The sequence below is a fragment of the Sphingobacterium alkalisoli genome (assembly GCF_005049105.1).
GTDB classification, from domain to species: Bacteria; Bacteroidota; Bacteroidia; order Sphingobacteriales; family Sphingobacteriaceae; genus Sphingobacterium; species Sphingobacterium alkalisoli.
In genome coordinates, this window is the sequence record NZ_SUKA01000001.1 from 657,962 (window position 1) to 682,228 (window position 24,267).

General features: G+C 41.4%; 15 protein-coding genes. 13 read left to right on the forward strand and 2 right to left on the reverse strand.

Going from position 1 to position 24,267, the window contains the following annotated elements; genetic code table 11:
* Positions 1-31: 31 nt before the first annotated feature.
* The 3 genes from FAZ19_RS02460 to FAZ19_RS02470 are packed head-to-tail and all read left to right on the forward strand — an operon-like array spanning position 32 to position 6,009.
* Positions 32-1,408 (forward strand): TlpA family protein disulfide reductase, encoded by a 1,377-nt coding sequence (locus FAZ19_RS02460; protein ID WP_169305544.1) that lies wholly within the window; start codon positions 32-34, stop codon positions 1,406-1,408.
* A complete protein-coding gene (locus FAZ19_RS02465; RefSeq protein WP_136819012.1) occupies positions 1,405-4,611 on the forward strand; it encodes a SusC/RagA family TonB-linked outer membrane protein in 3,207 nt (1,068 codons plus the stop codon). The genes FAZ19_RS02460 and FAZ19_RS02465 overlap by 4 nt, the downstream gene beginning before the upstream one ends.
* A 36-nt stretch (positions 4,612-4,647) precedes the next feature.
* Positions 4,648-6,009 (forward strand): RagB/SusD family nutrient uptake outer membrane protein, encoded by a 1,362-nt coding sequence (locus FAZ19_RS02470; RefSeq protein WP_136819013.1) that lies wholly within the window; start codon positions 4,648-4,650, stop codon positions 6,007-6,009.
* A gap of 68 nt (positions 6,010-6,077) precedes the next feature.
* Here the strand turns inward: FAZ19_RS02470 and FAZ19_RS02475 are convergent, their stop codons facing one another.
* Positions 6,078-6,458, reverse strand: coding sequence for a hypothetical protein (locus tag FAZ19_RS02475; RefSeq protein WP_136819014.1), 381 nt, complete (start codon positions 6,456-6,458; stop codon positions 6,078-6,080).
* A gap of 109 nt (positions 6,459-6,567) precedes the next feature.
* Positions 6,568-7,221 (reverse strand): MauE/DoxX family redox-associated membrane protein, encoded by a 654-nt coding sequence (locus FAZ19_RS02480; RefSeq protein ID WP_136819015.1) that lies wholly within the window; start codon positions 7,219-7,221, stop codon positions 6,568-6,570.
* A gap of 530 nt (positions 7,222-7,751) precedes the next feature.
* On the opposite strand from FAZ19_RS02480, the gene FAZ19_RS02485 reads away from it, so the two are divergent.
* The 10 genes from FAZ19_RS02485 (at position 7,752) to FAZ19_RS24200 (ending at position 24,260) form a co-directional block, all read left to right on the forward strand.
* Entirely contained in the window at positions 7,752-10,799 is a 3,048-nt protein-coding gene (locus FAZ19_RS02485) for a SusC/RagA family TonB-linked outer membrane protein (protein WP_136819016.1), read from the forward strand.
* 11 nt (positions 10,800-10,810) lie between these two features.
* Positions 10,811-12,397 carry a SusD/RagB family nutrient-binding outer membrane lipoprotein gene (locus FAZ19_RS02490; protein WP_136819017.1) on the forward strand — a complete coding sequence of 529 codons (1,587 nt, stop codon included), beginning with the start codon at positions 10,811-10,813 and terminating at the stop codon, positions 12,395-12,397.
* A gap of 182 nt (positions 12,398-12,579) precedes the next feature.
* On the forward strand, positions 12,580-13,236 hold the full coding sequence (locus FAZ19_RS02495; protein ID WP_229707284.1) for an N-acetylmuramoyl-L-alanine amidase: 657 nt from the start codon (positions 12,580-12,582) through the stop codon (positions 13,234-13,236).
* A 437-nt stretch (positions 13,237-13,673) separates the two neighbouring features.
* Entirely contained in the window at positions 13,674-16,688 is a 3,015-nt protein-coding gene (locus FAZ19_RS02500) for a SusC/RagA family TonB-linked outer membrane protein (RefSeq protein ID WP_136819018.1), read from the forward strand.
* Positions 16,689-16,698: 10 nt separating this feature from the next.
* Positions 16,699-18,237, forward strand: coding sequence for a SusD/RagB family nutrient-binding outer membrane lipoprotein (locus tag FAZ19_RS02505; protein ID WP_136819019.1), 1,539 nt, complete (start codon positions 16,699-16,701; stop codon positions 18,235-18,237).
* A 9-nt stretch (positions 18,238-18,246) separates the two neighbouring features.
* Entirely contained in the window at positions 18,247-19,032 is a 786-nt protein-coding gene (locus FAZ19_RS02510; RefSeq protein ID WP_136819020.1) for a hypothetical protein, read from the forward strand.
* 5 nt (positions 19,033-19,037) lie between these two features.
* The gene (locus tag FAZ19_RS02515) at positions 19,038-20,657 is read left to right on the forward strand and encodes a PKD domain-containing protein (RefSeq protein ID WP_136819021.1); all 1,620 of its coding nucleotides are present in this window, start codon (positions 19,038-19,040) and stop codon (positions 20,655-20,657) included.
* A 47-nt stretch (positions 20,658-20,704) separates the two neighbouring features.
* Positions 20,705-21,733, forward strand: coding sequence for a glycosyl hydrolase family 18 protein (locus FAZ19_RS02520; protein WP_136819022.1), 1,029 nt, complete (start codon positions 20,705-20,707; stop codon positions 21,731-21,733).
* An 8-nt stretch (positions 21,734-21,741) separates the two neighbouring features.
* The gene (locus tag FAZ19_RS02525; protein WP_136819023.1) at positions 21,742-22,977 is read left to right on the forward strand and encodes an exo-beta-N-acetylmuramidase NamZ family protein; all 1,236 of its coding nucleotides are present in this window, start codon (positions 21,742-21,744) and stop codon (positions 22,975-22,977) included.
* Between the two features lie 212 nt (positions 22,978-23,189).
* Positions 23,190-24,260, forward strand: a complete 1,071-nt coding sequence (locus FAZ19_RS24200; protein WP_229707283.1) for a TonB-dependent receptor plug domain-containing protein — start codon at positions 23,190-23,192, stop codon at positions 24,258-24,260.
* The last annotated feature ends 7 nt before the right edge of the window (positions 24,261-24,267 follow it).

A 24,267-nucleotide genomic window follows, 5' to 3' on the forward strand; every position in this document is an offset into this window, starting at 1 on the left:
CGAACACGTTAGCAGCATTCGCAATTGCGAGTTGCGAAAAAGCAAACGTGAGCCGCGCATACGCAACCGCGAAAATGCCATATTATCTGTTGCACCTGCTCTGTCCGTTTCCCAGTCAATTTCGCCCTTTATTCGCCCCATTTCCTACATTTCTTGGGGCCGGCTTCGATTGGACTTCGGGCGTGCCATGTTCCTGACCGAAGCGGGCCCGAAGCCGGAAGATTACCAGCAGCAGAAAATGCAGAAGACAAGTAAAAGAAGGGTAGAAGAAAGGCAAAAGAAAGTTAGAACAACGTGCGTAAAAAATGCTGTTGACCTACGGTCGCTATACCAAAAAGCTACTGTTAGTATACGGGTTACTTATCAAAAGTATACCCTAGACTTACTAAAGACTTACCAAAGACTTACTAAAAAGCTACCAATCCGATACCAGGAAGTCGGTAACAAGCTAGTGGCTCTGTACCGGAATGCCTCTGATAATTTACATGCATTTGGTAGCTTAACGGTAGCCTCATTGCGACGCAACGGAATGTTGTTAAGCAAGGGGTCAGCAATCTTCAGTACATTCCTATTGTATTTTGTTGTGTTGTTTAGTGATGCCCAGGCGCAGTCCGCTGGAGAGCGAGCTGCCGACGGGTCACCAACTGAATATCAAGGTCGTGTCCTCTCGGATGCAGCCTTTACACCGATAGAAGGAGCAAAGATTGAACGGTTAGCGAATAAGACTAGAGAACTGGTCTTTTCGGATACCGCGGGCTATTTTGTGATACCCCCGCACTGGGGCGATGATAGCATCCGTGTCAGTTTCCACAGTTTTGGTGCGGTAACGAAGGCCTTATACGACGGGAAACTGATCCGGGGAAAGTCAACTGTTTTCCTTAAGAAGGATACCTCGTTCATAGGTAAGCCATTCTTGGGTGATAGTATTCCGGACAGTATCTGGGATCTTCCATTGCAGGTCGTTAATGAAAAGAGCGGACGCCGGATCGTCACGTTGAGGGAATATCAGCACAAAGATCTCATTGTTCTCGATTTTTGGGCAACCTGGTGCTCTCCCTGTGTAAAGGCGCTTGACCACTTGAACGAGCTACAACAGGACTACGGACAACAATTAATGGTGTTACCGGTTCATAACAGCAACCATACAACTGTAGCAGCTTTTATTAAAAACCGTGGCTGGGATATGCCCTGCGTGGTGGGCGAAAATTACTTTATCCTCCAGTCTCATTTCTTCAAACGTCCTGTAGTTGGTAATCCCATATTTATATATAAGGGCAGGTATCTGGCCTGTCCCAGTGTACGTGGCTATGACGATGCTGCGATACGAGGAATTTTAGAAGGTAGACCTGTAGATATCGTAAATAGATTTGAAGCTACACATATGGAAGGATTGGAGGGGAGAAGATGAAACATTTAATTCTTTTTTTCTTATTCCTTTTAGTACTTTTTCGGGTTGGATCGGGGCAGACCCTCACCGGAACTGTAAAAGATGCCGCCACAGGGGATCTCTTACAAAATGCTACGCTTTCCCTGATAAAATCTGGCCGTACTACGTTTACTGATAAGCAAGGTCAATTTGCCCTAATCCTAACAGCGGACGATTCTTTAAAAGTATCACACATCGGATTTATTGATACCACTATTGCAGTTAAACCAAATGCAAAGATGGGAACCATGGTGCTTTTACATAAAGAAGGGAACATGTTGGAAGAGGTACAGATAAATACAGGCTATTACACCTTAGATAAGGAAAGAGCGACAGGTTCGTACGTGCATGTAGATAATAAACTGTTCAATAGAGCGATGGGAGGAAATGTCCTGCAACGTATGGAAGGCTTACTGCCGGGCGTACAGTTTGTAAACCCGGAGGGTACTTCTGCATCGGACATCCGCGTGAGGGGGATAAGTACCATCGAATCGGATGAAACACCTTTGATTATTTTGGACAACTTTCCCTATGAAGGTAGTATAGATAATATCGACCCAAATGATGTGGAGAGTATAACAGTACTCAAAGATGCGTCGGCAGCTTCTATATGGGGGGCACGCGCAGGAAACGGGGTGATTGTCATCAGTTCGAAAAAAGGTGGCAAGAACGAACGAATGCGGCTCGACTTTACGGTCAATAAGCGGCTGTCCCAGGTTCCGGATTTAACGTACGGTACCGCTTGGTTGCCCAGCTCCTTAGTGATGGACATTGAAAAAGAAAGGTATGACAAAGGACTATTTACCTTTGGAAACCATATAGCGGTCCCGTTATATGTAGATTACCTGAACATGTTGGAGGAGGGTCTGATAGACGAGGCCGAATTGGAGAAAAGACGTAACATAATGTCCGTTACCGATACCAGAAGGGAGGCAATGACGCACCTTTACCGTCCGGGAATTTTGGATCAATACAATTTACGCATGAACGGTGGGAGCGCGAGGTCCAGTTATCTATTCACCACCTCGTATCAAAGCGATCGGCAGGATGTGGTTGGTAATCATAGTAACCGCTTCAATGCCCGTCTACAAAATAATTTTACAGTATTTCCCTGGTTAGACCTGATGGTGGATGCCGCCTTTGTAAATCAAAATGCTGAACGCAACGGTTTGGAATATAACGACCTTGCTATATTGCAGGGCGGAACGTCGATGGTATCTCCATATCTTCAGTTACGTAATGAACATGGTGATCTGATGTCGATCCCAAAAGACTTTAGGTATGCATATACCCTGTACGCCGCAAACGAGGGATTGCTTGACTGGACCTATAGTCCTCTAGAGGATCGGGGTAAGGTGATTAATAAATCCTTTTCTAAAGAACTAAGAACAGGTATCGGACTTGACTTTAAGCTGTATAAAGATCTGAAATTAAGCATGCTATATCAGGGCATTTTAGGAAATAGCGGAGGTGAGACGCTGAGCGATAAAGACAGCTATTACGTACGTAGTCTCGTCAATTCTTTCACGCAGTCCAATGGAACACGGATCATTCCCCACAACAGTATTTTCCGTACATCGAGTCCGCAAGAACGCTTATCTCACTACGGACGGATACAGGCGAACTACTCAAAAAAATGGACATATACTGAATTGACTACGTTAGGAGGGGCCGAAATTAGGCATGCCCAGACGGAGATGCTGCCGTCTTCGGTGCTCTATAATTACGACAGTGAGTACTGGACGGGCAGCGCACAATATAATTTCAACCAGAGCTATGCAACGCGTCCTACAGGAACGGTATTTCAACGAATACCAAGTGCTTCACAATTGCACAGGCAGTACATAAATCGAGATCTTTCGTATTATTTCAATGGTAGTTATCGTGTGCTGGACAAATATACCCTTACGTCTAGTCTCCGTTGGGACGGCAGTAATCTCTTTGGTGTAAAAGCAAATCAAAAAGGGGTGCCACTCTGGTCTATAGGAGGGATGTGGGATATGAACAGGGAAAAGTTTATGTCGAAGGTCGACTTTGTCGATTCGTGGAAATGGAGGTTAACGTATGGTGTAGCAGGTAACGTCAACAAAACGATCACCCACTATCCGACCATATCACACGGACAGTCTTTGATAAACCTTGCTATGGCGTCACTGAACTCGATCGGAAATCCGTCGCTTAGATGGGAAAAGGTCAGCACAGTGAATATGGGCACGGATCTGTCATTTTTGAACGGCAGAATAAAGACCAATCTTGATTATTACGTTAAGAATGGAAGAGATCTGATCGGTGATACATTTTTAGACCCGACTACCGGGGTAAATGGTGCCTATAAAATAAACTATGCGGATATACGGACGAAAGGGATGGATTTAAATATAAGTACCAGAAACATCGATCGTAAATTTTTATGGTCTACAAATGTTATGGTCAGTTATTCGAGTAACCGGGTGATGAACTTTTACGATCAAGGTAACCTGGCACTGTATCATTATTTTTATCCAGCTCCGCCACCCCGAACCGGAATTTCCCGCGATGTTATTTACAGTATTCCTTGGAATGGCTTAAATAGCGATGGTCTGCCTGTTTTGGAGTACAACGGTGAGGCCGTTACAGATTATAATGTTTATTATAACCAGCAGCTTACCCGCGAAGATTTGAAAAATGCTGGTGTCAGTGTACCGACATGGTACGGCTCGCTGATGAATACATTTAGGTTTGAAAAGCTTGAAGTCAGTTTTCTGTTATCGTGGAAAGCAGGTTACGTGGTACGTAGGAAATCAATGGAGCCTGATGGTGAATTCTATGCACGATATCACAGCGATTATTTTGATAGATGGCAACAACCCGGCGATGAGCTGACAACCGCTGTCCCCCGGAAAATCGAGGTCGGAGAAATGCCGGCTACGAATGCAGCTGCTATATCCAATATTTACGGTAACTCCGAGGTGTTGGTACGCGAAGGGACACACTTACGATTACAGGATGTCAGTTTTAATTATCAGTTACCGCTAAAATGGAGTCAAAAAATTAGATCGAGGGACTTGGCAATCTACGGCTATGTTCGTAACCTCGGACTCATCTGGAAAAAAGATGCCGGTCTCGGTAATGAGGATCCAGATTTTATCAATCGGATGTACACCAATCCATTGAGCTTCTCCTTCGGAGCTCGGATCGGGTTTTAACAGAAAGGTTTTTAGTAAAAGATAAGTTGTTTACATATGAAATGTTTGGTAATAACACTATATACAATATCCATTTTCTTGATCAGTTGTCAGGAAGATTTTCTAGACGTAAAATCAGATAGAAGCATAGGGACAATGCGCTCTTTAGATGATTATCAGGCGCTGATGGACAACTCAACGGCCAAAATGAATTCAAATGCCGCACATGTGCTCGGACTGATCGGCTCCGATGAATATTATCTCACTACAGCCGTATGGGAGGCGCTCACTAACATTCCGCGGAAAGAAGCATACCTGTGGAATCTTAATTATTATAAAGGATCGGACGGCGATGACTGGAACGATGCCTATTCAAGGATACTGCACACCAATTTGGTACTGGATAATATAGATTCCTTTGATGCCTCAGAAAAAGCAGGCGAAAAATGGAAAAATGTGAAGGGCTCGGCTTTGTTTTTCCGCGCTTTGAATTTTTACCAGCTCGCTCAGGTGTTCTGTAAACCGTTTTCGGCAGATACAGATGATCCATTGGGATTACCGCTGCGGCTGGAAGCGGATATTACCCTACGAAGTAAAAGAAATAGCGTGAAGGAGACATATGCTCGTGTCATACAGGATCTGAAGGAATCCGCAGATCTATTGCCTGTTACACCGCTGGCGAAGATGCGGCCATCAAAGCCTGCTGCCTATGCGCTGTTGGCACGAGTGTCCCTATTGATGAGAGATTATCAATCTGCATTAACATACGCAGACCTGGCGTTGTCTTATTCAGACGAGTTGATTGATTATAATACATTGAATACCGCAAAGCCCTTTGAAGCGGATTATGGACAGAGTAATCCAGAGGTGCTGTTCTTTTGTTATGCGCCCGCTGTTAATTTGTTGGGTAGAGCCAGGATGCACATTGATCCTGAGCTATATGATCTATATGAAGAAGCCGATCTCCGTAAAGTAGTTTTTTATGACAAGGGAAGTATCAATAATATCTTTTTTAAAGGATCTTATCACGGATCAACGCCGTTTTTTGTAGGCCTGAGCACGTCGGAACTCTATTTGATCCGGTCGGAAACATATGTTCGGCTAAACCAGATGGATCAGGGTCTCGCAGATTTAAATGTATTGCGAAGTAAACGGTTTGAGACCGGATCTTACATCCCTTTGCTGATAGACGAGCCATCTTCGCTATTGTACGAGATTATCACGGAACGGCGGCGGGAGCTTGCTTTTCGAGGCCTCCGATGGGAAGACCTAAGAAGGTTAAACCAAGAACCAGCATTTGCAAGAACGGTTTCAAAAGAGGTAAACGGGACAACTTATGAACTGCTCCCCAATTCAGGGAAGTATGTCTGGCGGATTCCGGACGATGTTATTGAGTTGTCAGGAATTGAACAAAATTGACTTATTGTTAGAGAATATAGCCAACCTGCTTACGCGGGCTGGCTACATCCTTAAAACACCCTAGTTATTTACTCTTCTTCTTGTCTTGCATAGCCATCCGAAGATTGGCTCATATCCAATGCACCATTGTAGGTAGATGGATTTGTTGCATCACTGACCGATAGCCCTGCTGGAGTTGCGGCTCCGGAGAAATTCGTCAGATTTAAATGAACTTGACAAGGAGGTGTTTCCTCAGACTCGAGGTTACAGTTTTCTTCATTGGGAGCAGTTTCGCTCTCAAATCCTCCTATTATCTGCTGAGATTTGTCATCTGGTGCAGACGGATTGACTGATATTTGATACCAACCACTTTGCGGTTGAGTAAATTTCTCTGCAACTTTAAATGCCGAGAATCCTAATATTACAGCTACGGCCACTATGGCTGTTATGTAGCTTTTTAAACTTTCCATATTACTGGTTTTGAGTAACAGCTGATCTCCCATCGTTCTTTAACGGGGTGGAGTGATCACTAAAGCCCCGGATATACTTTTTACGGGGTATATCAGCACGTATCATAATTTATTCCCATACCGGCCTGCCCGGGAAGGGAGCAAACTTTCTTGGAAACCTTTTATGAACGACTAAAACAATATGGTAGACCGGTATCGAGACTAACAATAGGAAGGTGCAAAACAGCTTGATGGATTTTTTATAGCGTATAGCTGTATCGATTGGGTTGGTTGGGCCACTCAAGTACCAACCGAGGGTCGATAGCCCCAATAACACTATATTCACCAGCAGGTGCCATTCCCATGATAGTCCAGAAAATACCGAAGCGCATCCACAGGGCTTTTTGGCGTAAAGACCGGCTACACCTAAAGCGATGTATATGGTAAAGATCAATAGGAGTAGGGCGGAAAGGAGGTAGGGATTAAAAACCACGTCATTGCGACGAGCGAAGCGAGGAAGCAATCTTTGTTTATTTAAAAGATCGCGTCGGTCATCCTTTCCTCGCGATGACGACGCGAATACAAACAATAACGCTATTCCCAGTTCGAACAGAGGAAGACTCCAATACAGTATATCTGCCCACCAATTCGGAAAGGGTTGGCGTAGTAATGAAATGTGGAAAGCTTTTAGTCCCCACAATTTATCCAGTGCAACGTACAGCCAAAAGATCATCAGAAAAATCTGCAGGCTGTAACCAATTATATGTCTTTTTCTTGTTTTCATTGTTGCTATATCTTTATTTCTAGATACGGTTACTTAATTAGTACCGATTGTCTAAAACAAAGGTATAGCGCATCTTATCTCGCGAACTGATAGGAAGCGATTTGCTGAACTGATAGGTTTTAGGAAGTTAAAGAGAAAGGCGTGTCAGTATCCCTCGTCGCTGTATTCGGTTTTGATTGAAATGATGGCTGTAGATTTTTAATCGATCTTTACATCAGATAGCTGATTTCAATAAGGAGAGAAAGAAGTCGGACGGCTGTTACAAAAAGTGGTCTTATGAATAAATACGTTTTTAGTCAATTTGCGGATAAAAAATAAAAAGAAGCATAATCACGCTGCTAAATGCGAATTCTAAGCAGTTGTAATTTGTAATTATTCCAAATTTTCCATTAATTTTAAATAATCTTGCAAAATAATGCATGATTATTTTTTTTTCTGTAGTATTGTAAGCGCTAAGCTTATGATAAATCCAGTTATTTCGAGTGTAACAGTACAAATAATTATTTTTTAACAAACAAACTATCAAACGTATGAAACAAAAATTACTCTTAGTTTTTATCGGGTTGTTTATGATCACAACCTGTTTGATGGCCCAGCAAAAAGCGGTTTCAGGACGCGTTAGTTCTGCAACTGGTGAGGGATTGGGGAACGTAACGGTTACAGTGCAAGGAACGACACGTTCCACGCAAACTACCGCAGATGGTTCCTTTTCCATTCAGGCTGCGCCAGGTGAAGTTTTGGTCTTCCGGGCCATAGGTTCCGAAGAAAAGAAACAGACCGTCGGAGACGGTAGTGTATATAATATATCGCTTATGTCGACAGAAGAAGCATTGGACGAGGTGGTTGTGACGGCCTTTGGGATTAAGCAGCAAACAAAAAGCCTCGGTTTTGCTGTTCAGGGTGTATCCGCCAAAGAATTGACAGAGTCTAACCAACCTAATGTTGTTAATGCACTTCAAGGAAAAGTAGCAGGAGTTCAAGTGACTAATTCAGGCGGTGCTCCAGGCGCTTCCGCGAATATCATGATACGTGGGGGCTCATCCCTAAGTGAGAATAATCAACCTCTTTTCGTAGTAGATGGTATTCCTGTCGATAATACAACGCCAGTTGCTCAAGGAGGATTAAGTGCAGGTGCAGCTCCAGCTTCCAATCGTGGAGTCGATATCAATCCTGAAGATATCGAGAGTATGACTGTGTTGAAGGGGCCGGCAGCAGCGGCTTTATATGGTATTAGAGCGGCTGGAGGAGCTATTGTCATAACAACAAAAAAAGGAGTTTCTGGACAAGGAAGAGTGACTTATGGAAATACTTTTTCGGTAGACAACGTCAATAAATTACCAGAACTACAAAATCAATATGTGCAAGGGGTAAATGGGGTTTTCGATCCTGAAAGTTATCTTTCATGGGGGCCTGCTGCGGAGTCTGGAGATTATCAAATTTACGATAATATCGACGGTTATTTTAAAACTGCATTTAGTCAAAACCATGATTTTTCTGCGAGTGGCGGAAGTGATAAAACAAAATATTATGCTTCAGCATCTGTATTAGATCAAAATGGTATTGTTGATCATTTTGATTTTGGTAGAAAATCATTTCGTCTAAACGCGGAGCATAAGGTGTTTGACAACCTCAAGTTTGGCGCTAACATGAATTATGTGAATTCTGACCGTACATATTTTGCTCAAGGTAGTAAAAACGGAATTATGGGGGTTTTCTTTTGGCCTCGTAATGTTGATATGACAGATTATATCAATCCTGATGATGGTACGCAGAATATGTTGTCTTCTGGCTCTGATGGCGCTATGGATAACCCCTATTGGACAATTAATAAAAATGCAAAAACGAATGATGTGAATCGCTTTCTTGCAGTAGGAGACGTAAGTTATGATCCATTTTCTTGGTTAAATTTAACCTATAGGTTAGGGACAGATTATTATACTGAAACGTTTCAAAGTGTGACTACACCTACTTCTCAGGCAAGTGAAAGCGGTTATCTGGTGAGATCGGGAACTAATAACCAGATTACTACATCGACATTCTTAGCAACTGCAAAAAAAGATTTCGATGATTTTGGTTTTACATTCACTGCAGGGCACAATTTAGAAATGATGGATCGTAAAACTACAACGGTCTCAGCGACTAATTTTATAGAGCCTGATTTTGTCAGTATTAATAACTCCAATATGGAAGATAGAACATCTGTTGTGCGTAGTTCTAGAAGACGTATTGTTGGTGTTTTCGGTGATTTGAATATGAACTGGAAAAATATGGTTTTCTTAAACTTTAGAGGAAGAAATGACTGGTCGTCGACTTTGCCTGTTTCAGATAATTCCTTTTTCTATCCATCAATCAGTACCTCTTTTATCTTGACAGATTTGTATAAAGAGATAAGTGGAAGCTCTTCTACAGGTATTTTAGATTACGCAAAATTGCGTGGAGCGTGGGCACAAGTTGGTAAAGACGCACCCCCTCATAAGTTGGCTACTTTATTAGGGACCTCAATAAATAATTTCACAATTAATCCAAGAGGATTTATTTCAAGTATAGCCGATTACTATGGTAACCCTACCTTAAAACCGGAGTTTACCAATTCTTATGAGCTAGGTTTAGATCTACGTTTTTTTCAAGGGAGATTAGGTTTAGATTTTGCTGCATATAAGTCGAAAACAGAGGATCAAATTCTCGGTACACGAGTACCTCCTTCAGCAGGTGCTTTTTTAGCGTATCTGAATGGAGGTTCAATTGAAAATAAAGGTATCGAAGCTGTGTTAAATACCCAGCCAATTCGCAAAGATGATTTTAGATGGTCATTTGATGTTAATTTTACGGCAAATAGATCCAAGGTTTTGGATCTACCCGGAAGCTTGGATCGTGTAGAACTCTCGGATGCTTGGGTTGTCGATGATGCGGCTCAAGGCGCAGCATTCTTGAATGGTACGTTATTCGGTATCAACGGCAGAACATGGAAAACCAATGGAGAAGGTCAATATCTTTTGACGAATGCAGGATTACCTCAAGTTGTCACGACTTTATCACAAATTGGTGATCGTAATCCAAATTGGCTAGCTGGTGTTACTAATACATTTGATTATAAAGGTTTTGGCTTGTCATTTATGTGGGATTTTAGACAAGGAGGAGATGTGTTCAACTCTACAGCCTTTGCTATGGTCAAAGCAGGAACTAGCCCGTTAACGTTAGATCGCGGTACTACCGTGATTCCTGGGGTCATTGAAAGTACGGGACAGGTAAATACAACTGCAGCAAATCTCGATCAAAACTATTATGAGACATTGTTTGCGAGTCAAGGGGCTAACTTTGTCGAAGATGGCAGTTGGGTTCGCTTGCGTTATGTAAGCCTGACATATAATGCTAAAAGTTTTGCTAGACAGCTAAAATTGAATAATCTTCAGTTTACTTTTACAGGTAGAAATTTATTGCTGTTCACAGATTATTCAGGAGTAGATCCAGAGGTTTCTGGCAGTGGGGCTGGTGTCGGAGGTTCAGGTTCTTTCGGGTTTGATAATTTGGGCTTGCCTGCTACAAGAGGGTTTGATTTAGGTTTAAGATTCTCATTTTAAATAGAAGACAAATGAAAAATATCATTAAAAATATAACATTGTATACTGGTTTGGGGATTATCATGACATTTTCATCTTGTGAGAAATTCTTAGATGTGAACGAAGATGTGGATAATCCGACAAAAGTTGAGGCGGCTAGCCGTATTGCTGGAGCTATTACCACTTCAAGTGGTGCAGCACAATGGAGAGGGACGCGGGAAATTGCGGGAGTTATGCAATATGCCGGCATCCAATCTGCCACATCTGGCGGGTATGCTGCCAGCACATGGCGTTTTACGTCGGCTTATTTTTTATGGCAAAATGCCTATGTAAACACCATGCCAAATGCGGTTGATTTAGTGACACTAGGCGAAGAGGAAGGAAATCCACATTTCGTTGGCGTGGGAAAGATTCTATTGGCAATGAATTTTGGACTGCTCACGAGCCAATACGGCGATATTGTGGTCGACGATTATTACAACGGAGCTGGTCAGTTAAATCTGATGCCAAAATTTAATAAGCAGCAGGAAGTTTATGAAAAAATTCAGATATTATTGGATGATGCCATTGTTGCATTAGGACGCTCGGATAATAATAGAGGGTTGAATGTGAAGAATGGAGATCTTCTATATCAAGGAGACGTTTCGAAGTGGATTAAGTTTGCTTGGGCGTTAAAAGCGCGTTATTATAATCATTTAAGTAAAAAGTCAACTTTGTATGACGAGGATGCTATTATTGACGCGTGTTCCAAAGCTTTTGATGGAGACGGTATGGACGCGGAGTTCCCTTATCTATCGGGAGGAGCCTTAATAGATCAAAATCCTTGGTATAGTTGGGGTGGTTTTGAAAATTTGCTTAATCCTAGGTATTTTTCTTGGTCTCAATTTTTTGTAAATATGCTGACTTCTTTTCCTGTTACGAACGCTTCATATGAAGATCCCCGTATTAGTAAGATTATGACTGGAGCCGAGTCGGATGGGGAATATCGAGGAACGGGAGCAGGGCTTTTTCTTGCGAATGGACAAGGCATTCTCGCAGATGGCTCTGCTGGAGATGCAACCAAGACAAGTCCTGATGATTATGGTCGATTTAGCAAAAGTGGCTTCTATACAAATATAACTTCACCTTTTGGTTTTATTGGTTATTCAGAGGTCAAGTTTATAGAGGCTGAGGCTAGGTTGCGCAAAGGTGGCGACAAAGTAGGTGCGCTTGCGGCTTACGAGGAAGGGGTTAAGTCCAATATGCGTAAGCTTGGTGTATCCAGTAGTGATATCAACGATTACTGGAATGCACAGGTCGCAGATGGTTTGAGTGCTCATTTTGACAATTTACAACAAGGGTTAGCGCATGTAATGCGCCAGAAGTACGTTGCTTTATGTCTTAATCCAGAGACTTGGGTCGACATGCGACGGATGGATTACAGCACTTCTATCTATGGTCCTAGTTTGAAAAGACCTGCGAATTTGAATACGGTAGTTTTTGATGCCAATAATGCCAATCAGTGGATACAGGCCATGTGTTATGAGTCCAATGAGCAAAATAGAAATCCTGAGGCTGTAGGAGACAATTCTGAAAGATTTAGACTGCTTACACCTCTTTGGTTCAATGTGGCCGAATAGGATATTAATTAACAGGTCGCTAGTCATGTGACCTGTTTAATTGAGTGTCCGAAAGTTTTATTTAATGTTGTTGACTCGGCTTTTTTTAGTTTCGCATTCCAAGAGATGTGATGTAATGGGGGGCATGAAGCAATAGCAAGAGTTGTATCGAGTTATATATCTCTGAAATACCTAGTTTTTATATGATGTGGAAGAAAATTTCTCTAATAATCTTTATTTGCATACCGACAATATTGCTGGCACAGTCATTTGAAATTGTTCAGAAGCCGATAATTTGGAATGAAGATAGAGAGCGGTTGTCTCTCGAGTATCTAAGAGATCGACATGGGATGATACAAGATAGGGCTACGATTGTTCCTGCCATGGTGGTTGTGCACTGGACTGCAAATAACAGCGTAGAAAAGACTTTTGATTTATTCAATCCGGTTGAATTACCTGGAAGGCCCGAATTGACTAAGGCAAGTAAGCTAAATGTATCTTCGCAATATGTGATAGATCGTGATGGAACAATTTATCAGTTTTTGGCTGATACTACTTTTGCTAGGCATACTATTGGATTAAACTATTGCGCTATTGGCATTGAGAACATAGGTAGCGAGCGTAATCCGTTAACTAAGGAACAGCTAATAGCTAATGAGAAGCTGATTCGGTCTTTGGTTAAGAAGTATCCCATTAAGTATATGCTTGGACATGTGGAGTACTATCAACTTAGGGAAACATCTGTTTGGAAAGAAGCGGATCCTAATTACATTACTTTTAAAATTGATCCGGGTCACGTTTTCATGTACAAGTTAAGGAAACGTTTAAAGGATTTAAAACTACAAGAAAAGTTGTTTTGAGTAGCAAACACTGGAAAGAGGTCTGGACAAACGTTCAGACCTTTTTTTCTGAAAGTGTCTATTTCTCAAAGGCCATCAAGAACTTTCATGCCTGTCTGTGATTCAATGGATCATGAAAGTTTTGTTACCAATATACATTTTATCTTCTATTGTAATTAAAAAGTTACGAGTTTGTGTATTTTGTACACGAAGATCAATGCTAAAAGCTTTATTAAATAGGTTTTTCGGCTTGAAATATACATTTTTTAACACTTTTTAGCTTTTATGTGGTATATGATCATGCATAGTCTTGCGTCTTTTGCTAATGTTTTGTGCGGTTTGTTATTAAAATATGTGCCCGTTTTGCTGTATTGTGCATGATTTGTTTTATTTTTATTGGGTAATCCATTATTATGATACAAGCAATGGTGCAATTATTAATATTTTAAATTTAGTTTATGAAAAAAACTCTACACTTGCTATTTGCAATGTTGGTGTTGACATCTCATACTGTGTTTGCACAAGAAACCACTGTACGAGGCGTAATTACTTCGTCGGAGGATGGCCTTCCCATTATAGGCGCTACAGTCAAAGTCGATGGCACAAACATAGCAGCCTCAACAGATCGTAACGGAAGTTATGAGATAAAAGTTAGCAAAGGACAAACATTGAATTTTTCGTTTATTGGTATGCTATCTGTTTCACGGATTGTAGGCGATGAGCCTACCATTGATGTGGTGCTAGATCCTGATCAACAAAGCATGGACGAAATAGTAGTTACCGCACTGGGAATTGAACGGAACAAGAAAAACTTAACATATTCTGTTCAAAAAGTCTCCGGCGATGATTTAAGAGCCTCTAATCAAGGGAACATTCTTAACGGATTACAAGGGCAGATTGCCGGAGCACAGATTTCGTCTTCTGGGGGCTCACCAGGTCTTCCGACGGAGATCATTCTAAGAGGGTCTACAACCCTAACGGGCGACAACCAACCGCTAATGATTGTAGATGGTATCCGGGTAAACAATTCCTCGTCAAATGGTACGGTAAACAGAGTTGCCGATATTAATCCAGAAGATATAGAGGATATCTCCATTCTGAAGGGAGCCGCGGCGGCAGCACTATATGGTATCGACGCCGCTTCGGGTGCGATTATCATTACAACTAAAAAAGGAAAGGAAGGTGTAATACAGATTGGAGGCTCTTATAAAGCGTTTGTGGAAACTATGGGTAGGTTGCCGCGACAACAAGGAATCTATACTACAGGAACAGGTGGTACATATGATGAATCATCCGGAAGTTCATGGGGTAGAAAGTTTCGTTACGATGAGCCGATATATAATAATGTAGAGCGTTTCTTTCAAACAGCCTTAACACATGACGCAAATTTGAATATCAATGGTGGTTCTGAGAAGCTGCAATATTATGTCTCTGGGGGATATCGTAATGCAGGTTCTATGGTCCCGAATACGGAGCAGGATAAAATAAACTTCTTGATCAAAGGAACTGCACAGCTAAGTTCCAAAATGTCACTCACGGCTTCAGCTAACTATATTCAAAACAATATTCAGGAAGGACTAGGTGGGGCAACAGCTGGCGGTTGGATCAATAGTATCCTGACATACCCACTTAAATATGATATATTGAATTATGAAAGACCTAATGGAGAGCCGTGGTATGCTTATATCGAACCAGAGGATGACGGGCGGGACGCGCGTATATCTCCGATGTGGGGGGTAATGCGAAATCCGCGGAACAATAATGTGGATCGCTTTATAGTCAACGGAAATCTAGAATATAAGCCACTTGATTGGATGACTTTATCGTATAGACTTGGACAAGATTATACCGCTTCAAAATACCGGACAGTTGTTACACCGGGAACTCCGGGAGACTTTTTTGAAGGACGTGTCAACGAATCAAATGGCAATTCTCGATATGTAACATCAATTTTTAACGCGACGATGCAAAAAGATTTTCTTGATGACTTTAACGTAGCTTTAATTTTGGGGGGAAGTAGCGATTATTACGAGTCGGCAGGCTTGGGGTATCAAGCGGAAGATTTTTTGGTTCCAGATATTTTTTCTCCAAACGTGGTTACTAAGGACGGCTTAATATTGACGGAAACACTGACGCGTCGTCAGCGTTATGCGATATACGGCGACCTGAGTGTTTCGTATAAAAACTTGTTAACATTAGCGGTCACCGGGCGTAACGATTGGACCTCGACACTATCGCCACAGCACAGGCAATTCTATTCACCTTCGTTTTCAGGAAGTTTTACATTTAGTGAATTGATCAATCCAGATAGCTGGTATGGGAAATTGAGAGCGAGTTATGCAAGGGTAGGTAAGGATGCCCCTATTTATAAAACGAACACGAATCTGAGACAAGTCGCAACTATTGGTGGTGGATTTGTAGTAGACGCCAGCGGTGGTAATCCGGATCTAAAGCCAGAGCGAACATCAGAATTTGAGATCGGTACGGAATTAAGCTTCCTAGATCGCCGGTTGAATGTGGATTTAACTTATTACGAGCGTAAAAGTATTGATATGATTATGACACCGCGTGTCCCATTGCCTTCTGGATACGTAATTATGACATTCAATGCCGGATCGCTTAAGAACAATGGTGTAGAGGCTTCGGTTAATGCTATTCCTATCAAAACCAATGATTTTATGTGGAGCACGACCGTAAATGCATGGAAAAACACCTCCAAAATGCTTGAATTTGCGGGAGATATCGTAACATTTAAATATACCAATGCACAGTTGAACGCGGGTTCGGCGGCGACAACTTTAGATAAACATGTACTAGGCATTGTCGGAACGGATTATAAACGTACGGAAGAAGGGTATATAGTTGTAGATGCAAATGGATATCCAGTAATAGATGGTACAGAGAAAGACATCGGTAACCGTGAGCCGGAATTCAATATCGGATGGTTAAATAAAATAAACTACAAAAATTTCAATTTATCCTTTCTTTGGGATTTCCGATTCGGTGGGGATATATTAAATGCTTCTCGCCAACGTATGATGTCAGTTGGTACAGCGTATGATATTGGCCAATGGAGAGATAAAGAGTTTGTTTTTAATGGCGTAGTTGCCCAAGAGGATGGTTCTTATGTTAAGAATGAAAAATCAGCGGTGTTGGATTACAGCTATTTTGCTAATAACTATTATCAAGTGGGGACGAATTTTGTTGAAAAGATAAATTGGGCTCGAATCCGTTTTATTACGTTGGGCTATAACCTGCCGCAATCTCTTGCTTCGAGAATGGGCGTCCAAAGGTTGGGTCTCGAATTTTCTACACAAAATCCATTTGTAATCACAAATTATTCAGGCGGAGATCCAGAGGTAAATAGTGCCGGACCCAATGCGGGAGGTTCAGGAGCAAGTACCATGGGCGTAGACAATGGGGCAATTCCCTTGGCAAAATCATTCTCTTTTGGTTTAAATATTACTTTATAGAAGCGATATCATGAAAAGAACTTTAAAAACTCTATCTATATTATTGGCGGTTTTGTTTGTTACATCATGTAACGATCTGGATTTGAACTATAACCCCGTACAGCCTGTTACTGTGCCTTCGAATCAACGTCTTCCGGCTATTCAGGCAAATCTTGCTTATTCTTTATATTCTCAAGCACGTTACACGTCATTTCACAGCTATTATCTTACTACTCGGACTGGTAATAGCAATGCACAAACGGATACCTGGAATTATAACAATATTACACGAATGGGAGCTTGGAGATGGCACTATTTTGATGTAGGTTCTAACATCGCAGGTCCGGCTGGAATGATGTTACGGGCGCAGGAAGATGGCGATAATAATTACATCGGTGTGGGTAAAATCCTACTCGCATTTAGTTTCTTAGGAGCGACAGATGTATTTGGAGACATGCCATTTGATGAAGCGTACAATGGATCGTTCAACCCGATATACGATTCGCAGGAAAAAATATACGAAAATGTTGAACGGTTATTGGATGAAGGAATAAACGAACTGCAAAATGTTGGCGAATCGGCTAGAAGTATGAACGCGCTTTCTGATGTGATTTATGCTGGGGACTATGGCAAATGGATTTCATTTGCAGAAGCTGTCCGTGCGAGGCTCAAGCTGCATACTGCCAATTTTACGAATGGATACGCGAACTTGCTGACGACTGTCAACACAGCGTTAGGTGGATTTGAAGATGCAATGTTTGTTTATCCGGAATCTTCTGTTTCTACATGGGAAAAAAATCTTTGGGGCGAGTCTAGACCAAGTCCGGAATGGCAGTTTGCGGATATCCGCAATGACCTGTTAAATACGCTTCCGACCGATGTGTTGATGAAGGCGTTAACTATCGATGAAGCTACTCAACAGTTTGATCCGAGATTATATAAACTAACTACACCAGGTGCAAATAACAAATATTTAGGTGCCCAAATGTCTATAGGATTAAATAGTGCAAATACCAACTTACCGACAGGAACGACCTACCAGGACTTTGCAAATCTCTATAATGGGTATTGGACCGCCGACAATTCGCCTTATCCATACATGATAAAAGAAGAATTGTATTTTATAAAGGCAGAGGCTGCCTTTTACTTGAATGATATGGAGACTGCTTTAGCAGCGTATAAACAAGGTATTGAACATAATTTAAGAAGACTAGGCGTTGAAGAGGGACAGATAATTAATTTTATGGGATCTATTCGAGTTGTACAAAATGCGGATGATTTAGAAATATCGGATATCATGATGCAGAAATGGATTGCCTTATATCTTCAGGCGGAAAGCTGGGTGGATGTCCGTCGATACGGGTATGGTACACATGCCTATCCGGACATGTATTATCCTCGGTTTGCGCTGGCCGAATGGGGAGGGAGGTATATACAGCGTTTCGTATATGACCCTCAAACGGAATATGTTTATAACCCAAAGGAAATTGCACGCTTAGGAGCAGGTGCAAGGGACTGGATATTCACGCCACTTTGGTGGGTGGAAAAATCAAATTTAAAAACTCCGTAAAAATTGATTATGAAAAGATATTTAGTTTATATATATAGTTCTTTCGCCTTACTGCTGGTAGTAGGCTGTGAAAAGAACGACCCTATTACAGAACTGGGAACAACGAATGGTGAATTTACTGCTCAGTTACGAGTATCATACGATAATACAAGACCTCTTATTGGTGATACCGTGATCGTAACCGCTTCTACTTGGCAACGTGATGACAAATTTGATAAAGTGGAGTTTTATGAAACCCTATATGAAACGTTTGGGGTGAAAATGGAATTGGAAAACGGAACTTCTATTAACACGAAAGAGGTAACGGTGGGATCAACTACTTTCCCCACTCTGTTGTTAACAGATACAGTTAAAAGTAGAACTATATGGAAAACCGTGGCAGCGGATGTATTAGATCAGTTTTGGGTAACCAATTCCAACAACTATGTAATAGCTGCTGAATATGAGATGGAGAAGTTAGATGGTAAATATCCGAACGATGGCACGCTCATAGCCGCTCTTTCTGCGCCAGAGTTTGATGTGTTAAAGAGTGTCTTAGCATATGGTATTACACGCGCGGATTATTTGCTATTATTTCCTGATGCACCTAGTACGGATTTTACAAATGGAGGTACATATGCATTAACTCAAGCGGGAATTAATAATCTGAAGCAAAACCTAACAAAAGATCAACTTTCACTGATTATAAAAAGTTTGAATAAAACAGGTAGTTACAGTGTAACAATCGAGGTGGCTGCTATTACTCCTACCGGTGCGACGACCTCATCCTCTCGTACATTTGATAATACTATTTAACAATTATGAAAAGATTAAGATTTTTATACATGTTTATGGCTGGGCTGGTAATACTAGCTTGTTCTAAAAACGAGATTACCGGTATAGGTCAGCAAGGAGATTACTTAGCTAATTTTGATTTTCCGACTTACGAAGTTTACGCACCTGGTAAGGTAGTAATTACGAACCGTTCGAAAAATGCGGATAAATTCCTGTGGGAGTATAATGGTGGTCAAACGATTAATAATCAGGGAGACACGTTAGATGTTTCAACTTCTGAAAAAATGGTACCTGATACAATCTACTATGCGTTACCGGGAGATTATACCGTTAAATTAACGACGTGGCAAGGAGGGGAAGAGAAAGTGCTGTCAAAAACGATATCTATCGAAAAGCAGCAGCCAACCATCTTGGTACCAGAGAATATCGGTATTTATCTCGATGTGGTTTTCAACGCGGCGGTATTTAAGTACCCCGGTCAGAATGTAACCTACGCATGGGATTTCGGAGAGGCGGGTACCTCGACAGAAGCAAGTCCTACAGTACAGTTCGTGACCGAAGGAGAGCATGTCGTTAAATTGACAATCAATGATGGCGAAGAAACGCTGTCGACAGAAGTGATTGTAAATGTACAGGGTGAATTGGCTAAGACGCTGTACTTAACCGATGCATTGACTAGAAGAGTCTACAAATATAAACTGACTACGCAAAGTGAGGCCCAAGTAGAATCAATAGGTGTCACCACCGGATATAATCCTTTTGGACTTTCTGTAAAAGGAGATAAATTGTATTTGTCAGAAACAGGCTTTGGTACACGTTATTCTGCGGGCGCGGCAGCAGTAGCAGATGGAGTTATTAAATCGTACAACTTGGATGGGACAGGAGAGAGTCTAATTACAAGACCCGTAGCCGCTAACTTAGATTATAGGGACGACCCTTGGATGCATACGGTTGATAAATTCGGAAACATTTGGTGGACTTGTCGTAACTGGGGTGTTAGGGTGGCAAATGCTTCTGCTTCAGAGGCTCCTTATCCAGCTATCAAATTTAATATCAATGCTACTATTGCAGGAGAAGGAACTGCCACATACTTTGCTTCAGATATTAAAGAAGTAGGAAGCGAAATTTGGGTGTCCTACGCAGGAACGACAGGTAAAGGTATTTACAAATTTGGGTACGATGGAGCGTATATCGGTAAATTTACAACCGACATCCAGCAACACGCTATTCGGGCCTTCGTAGTGGATCAGGTGAATGGTTATATTTATTTCGCCACCAATCGCGCTGATGCAGGTAGAGGTTTAGGTGTGTATCGCAGCAATCTTGATGGATCAAATATTGTGGCAGTTGACACACACTGGTCCATGAACATTGGATCAGGAGGATTTAGTGATCAGGGAGCTGCGGGAGAATATGTGTATATCACAAGCATGGATATTGATGTAGATGAAAACGGAGACGGATATCTGTATTATGGCTATAGGGCTATTTCTGATGTTTTTGGAAGCGGAAATCCACCTTCACTTGGGTCGTCTGCGGCAAATTCTGGAATAAAAAAATATAATTTAAATGGTACCGAATCGGCTAGTTTCTTGTTCAAAGGTTATGCTCCTTACGGTATCGCTATCGATCAAGTAAAACGGTAATAAAGGAGAGGAGGATCCCCTCCTTTATTCAATAAAAGATAAATGTTATGAAAAAACAACTAATATATATGTTTGCTATTTCTGCTACGTTATTAGGTAGCTGCCAAAAAGAAGTAGTATGGGTGCCCGACGGATATGGCGCAGAAGAAGTGAAAAAGCCAGTGGAGGAGTACAGTGCCGACCAATCTTTTAAACTGGTTTCCTATTGTTATCATAATAATGCTGTAGCTAACTTTGATACGACAAAATTAGAATATATTACACATCTCCATTTTGCTTTTTTGAACCCGAAAGAGGACGGTACACTCCAGACGTTAACCAACCACGCGAATTTTGAGGCATTAAATAGCTTGGCACGGGAAAAAGGCGTAAAGACAGCAATATCCCTGAGCGGTAGCGAAGTTATTTATCGCACGATAGCAGCAAATGAAATCACACGCAAACTTTTTGTAAAAAATATCGTTGATTTTGCAGTACGTTATAATTTAGACGGTATCGATCTTGATTGGGAATATCCTCGTGCTAACTACGGTAACGATGTGACTTTTGAATTATTTATGAAAGAGCTTTCTCTAGAGCTTCATTCTTGGCATAAATATTTAAGTATGGCGGTCACAGCGGGCTTGTTTGCTGGACCGGTAAAGGAGGGAATTACACAGGGGGCAATAGATGCAGTTGATTTTGTAAATCTAATGGCTTATGATGGTATAGGTACAGATCCTCTTAATCCGAATCATCATTCTTCTTATAATATGGGAGAAAGGGTGTTGAATATTTGGTTAACAGAAAAGAATTTGCCAGTGGCAAAGGCAATATTGGGCGTGCCGCTATATGGAAAAAATGTAGATAATGGCTCGATGACTTATACCAATATACTAGCTAGTGGTGGGAATCCTGCACTAGATGAATACAAAACGTCAAATGATGTTATATATTATTATAATGGCATCAACACGATAAAAGCCAAAGTGGCATTAGCAAAGCAACGTGGAAATGGTTTAATGTTCTGGGAATTTGCACAGGATGCTAGAGGTGAGAACTCACTTATCAAAGCAGCTTATGAAGCGAGTAAATAGATATACATATGAAAAAGGTTTTTAATTTATCACTGTTTTTTGTCATCGCATTTTTAGGTGCCTGTACCACAGGGCAGGCACCTAAAGATAGTACACGGAAAATAAACAATAAAGACACCAGCATTTCTACAAATACTATCATTCCAGCTGCGGACCAACTTTCTGCATATTTACCTCTACTAAAGGGTAAGAAAGTAGGGCTTATGGGTAATCAGACTTCCATTGTAGGCGCTGAAAAAGAACACTTAGTCGATGTATTGCTACGCGAAAAGGTGGATTTGAGGTTTGGATTTGCTCCTGAGCATGGCTTCAGAGGTACGGTAGAACGTGGTGAAAAGGTAAGTAACGACGTTGACGCTAAAACGGGACTCCCATTGTATACGTTATATGGGGGAAATGAGAAACAGGACTCCATTGTACAATCAATAGACGTGATGATATTTGACCTACAGGATGTTGGCGCACGCTTTTATACCTATATCACTTCAATGCATCGTGTCATGGAATTATGTGTAAAGCACAACAAGGAGTTAATCGTATTGGATCGACCGAATCCATGTGGTGATCAGGTAGACGGGCCGGTACGTAAAGACGATAAGTTTAAATCCAATGTATCCTTTCATAAAATTGCCATGGTACATGGTCTGACCGTTGGTGAACTGGCAAAGATGATTAATGGTGAAAAATGGCTGGAGAATGGGAAGCAATGTAAATTAACGGTTGTTCCTGTCGAGAATTATACGCATGCATCTCTATATGAATTACCAGTTGTTCCATCACCAAGTCTTCCCAATCATTTGTCGGTGCGGTTGTATGCATCACTTTGCCTGTTTGAAGGAACGGATATATCCGTAGGACGCGGGACAGATTGGCCGTTCCAGGTAGTTGGTCATAATGATCCGATCTTTGGTAATTTCTCTTATACGCCGGGGGAGAAAGCAGGTATGGCAAAACATGTGGAAGGGAAAGGTCAGAAATTGTACGGTGTAGATTTAAGAGAATTAGATGCAGATAGTCAGCAATTCACACTGAAATACGTGCTCGATTTTTATAACAAGATGCCAGATAAATCCAAGTTTTTTGCACGCGCAGAATTCTTCGATAAACTCGCGGGTACGGATGAACTCCGCAAGCAGATTTTGGCGGGAAAAACGGAACATGAAATTAAAGGGTCATGGGAACCTGAGCTACGGGCATACAAACAGATGCGTAAGAAGTACCTCCTCTATCCAGATTTCGAGTAGAGGAATAACATCACTGTTGGTTCCGTAAATGCGGTTTTGTTCGATGTTGTGATTCGATGTTGATAAAAAATGCAAAATATATTTTGTTTTTAACATTTATTAACTAAATTGGATTCGGTTTTGAGCGGTTTGTTCTTGAACCATTAATAATACTGCATTTTTTTTTACAACAAAATTATGATAACAGTCACACATTATTAAATAGACTAACAATGAGAAAATCTTTACTATTTTCTATTGCTTTGGGATTAGCTGTATCTACCGATGCGTATGCAGGTAAGGTAGGTGTATTTTCTAATCTTTCGGCAACAACTACCTATTCCGTGAATAGGCTAGTACAAAATACTGTAGAAGGAACAGTAACAGGTGACGCAGGCCCAATCGCTGGAGTGACTATAGCACTGGTGGGAGGGACTACCTCTACCTCTACAGACGAAAACGGCCGGTTCAGCATTAATGCACCAATAGGATCGGTTTTGCGATTCACCTCAGTAGGATACCAACCTAAAGATGTATCCGTGAGTACAAATCAATTGGTGGTAACCTTGGCGCCCGATGATAATCCGCTTGAAGAGGTGGTGGTTGTCGGATATGGAACACAGCGGAAAGGTAATTTGACTGGCGCTGTATCGTCGATTAATGTAAAGGAAAACCTCGAAGGAAGGCCTATCGCTGATGTTGGGCGTGCTATTCAAGGTACTACACCCGGTTTAAGTGTGACCATTCCGAGCGGAGAGATCGGTTCGGATCCTAAAATTAAGATTCGTGGTGCGATTTCTTCGGTACAAGCTGGAGGTAATCCCTTAATCTTGTTGGATAACGTAGAAATTCCAAGTATACAATATGTTAACCCGGACGACGTAGAGTCGATTACCGTACTAAAAGACGCAGCTTCCGCATCGATCTATGGTGCAAAAGCTGCTTTTGGTGTCATCTTGATTACCAGCAAGACAGGTGGAAGTTCGGATAAAGTAAATGTAAACTATTCCAATAATTTCTCTTTTCAGAATCCATTTAAGAAATATGAAATGGGAGGGATAAATGCATTAAAATATACCATTGATGCAATGGACAGAATTGGCGGCGTGGAAACGGGTGCTTTTTACCGTATCAACGAAGAAAGTTATGACAAGGCCGTAGAATGGGAAAATAAATATGGTGGTATTATCGATTCAAAAGATCCTACTGTGTATGGTCGTGATTGGTATGTGGATCCTGCTTTTCCAACACGAAAGTATGGTATCAGGACATATGATCCGTATGAATATATGATCAGAGAATAGGCACCGA

What these genes read in the sequence shown, in the direction of transcription:
- FAZ19_RS02480 (WP_136819015.1), bottom strand. Translation starts at nt 7,221, where the DNA reads ATGAAAACAAGAAAAAGACATATAATTGGTTACAGCCTGCAGATTTTT.
- FAZ19_RS02475 (WP_136819014.1), bottom strand. Translation starts at nt 6,458, where the DNA reads ATGGAAAGTTTAAAAAGCTACATAACAGCCATAGTGGCCGTAGCTGTA.
- FAZ19_RS02520 (WP_136819022.1), top strand. Translation starts at nt 20,705, where the DNA reads ATGAAAAAACAACTAATATATATGTTTGCTATTTCTGCTACGTTATTA.
- FAZ19_RS02485 (WP_136819016.1), top strand. Translation starts at nt 7,752, where the DNA reads ATGAAACAAAAATTACTCTTAGTTTTTATCGGGTTGTTTATGATCACA.
- FAZ19_RS02490 (WP_136819017.1), top strand. Translation starts at nt 10,811, where the DNA reads ATGAAAAATATCATTAAAAATATAACATTGTATACTGGTTTGGGGATT.
- FAZ19_RS02500 (WP_136819018.1), top strand. Translation starts at nt 13,674, where the DNA reads ATGAAAAAAACTCTACACTTGCTATTTGCAATGTTGGTGTTGACATCT.
- FAZ19_RS02510 (WP_136819020.1), top strand. Translation starts at nt 18,247, where the DNA reads ATGAAAAGATATTTAGTTTATATATATAGTTCTTTCGCCTTACTGCTG.
- FAZ19_RS02515 (WP_136819021.1), top strand. Translation starts at nt 19,038, where the DNA reads ATGAAAAGATTAAGATTTTTATACATGTTTATGGCTGGGCTGGTAATA.
- FAZ19_RS02505 (WP_136819019.1), top strand. Translation starts at nt 16,699, where the DNA reads ATGAAAAGAACTTTAAAAACTCTATCTATATTATTGGCGGTTTTGTTT.
- FAZ19_RS02465 (WP_136819012.1), top strand. Translation starts at nt 1,405, where the DNA reads ATGAAACATTTAATTCTTTTTTTCTTATTCCTTTTAGTACTTTTTCGG.
- FAZ19_RS02525 (WP_136819023.1), top strand. Translation starts at nt 21,742, where the DNA reads ATGAAAAAGGTTTTTAATTTATCACTGTTTTTTGTCATCGCATTTTTA.
- FAZ19_RS02495 (WP_229707284.1), top strand. Translation starts at nt 12,580, where the DNA reads ATGATGTGGAAGAAAATTTCTCTAATAATCTTTATTTGCATACCGACA.
- FAZ19_RS24200 (WP_229707283.1), top strand. Translation starts at nt 23,190, where the DNA reads ATGAGAAAATCTTTACTATTTTCTATTGCTTTGGGATTAGCTGTATCT.
- FAZ19_RS02470 (WP_136819013.1), top strand. Translation starts at nt 4,648, where the DNA reads ATGAAATGTTTGGTAATAACACTATATACAATATCCATTTTCTTGATC.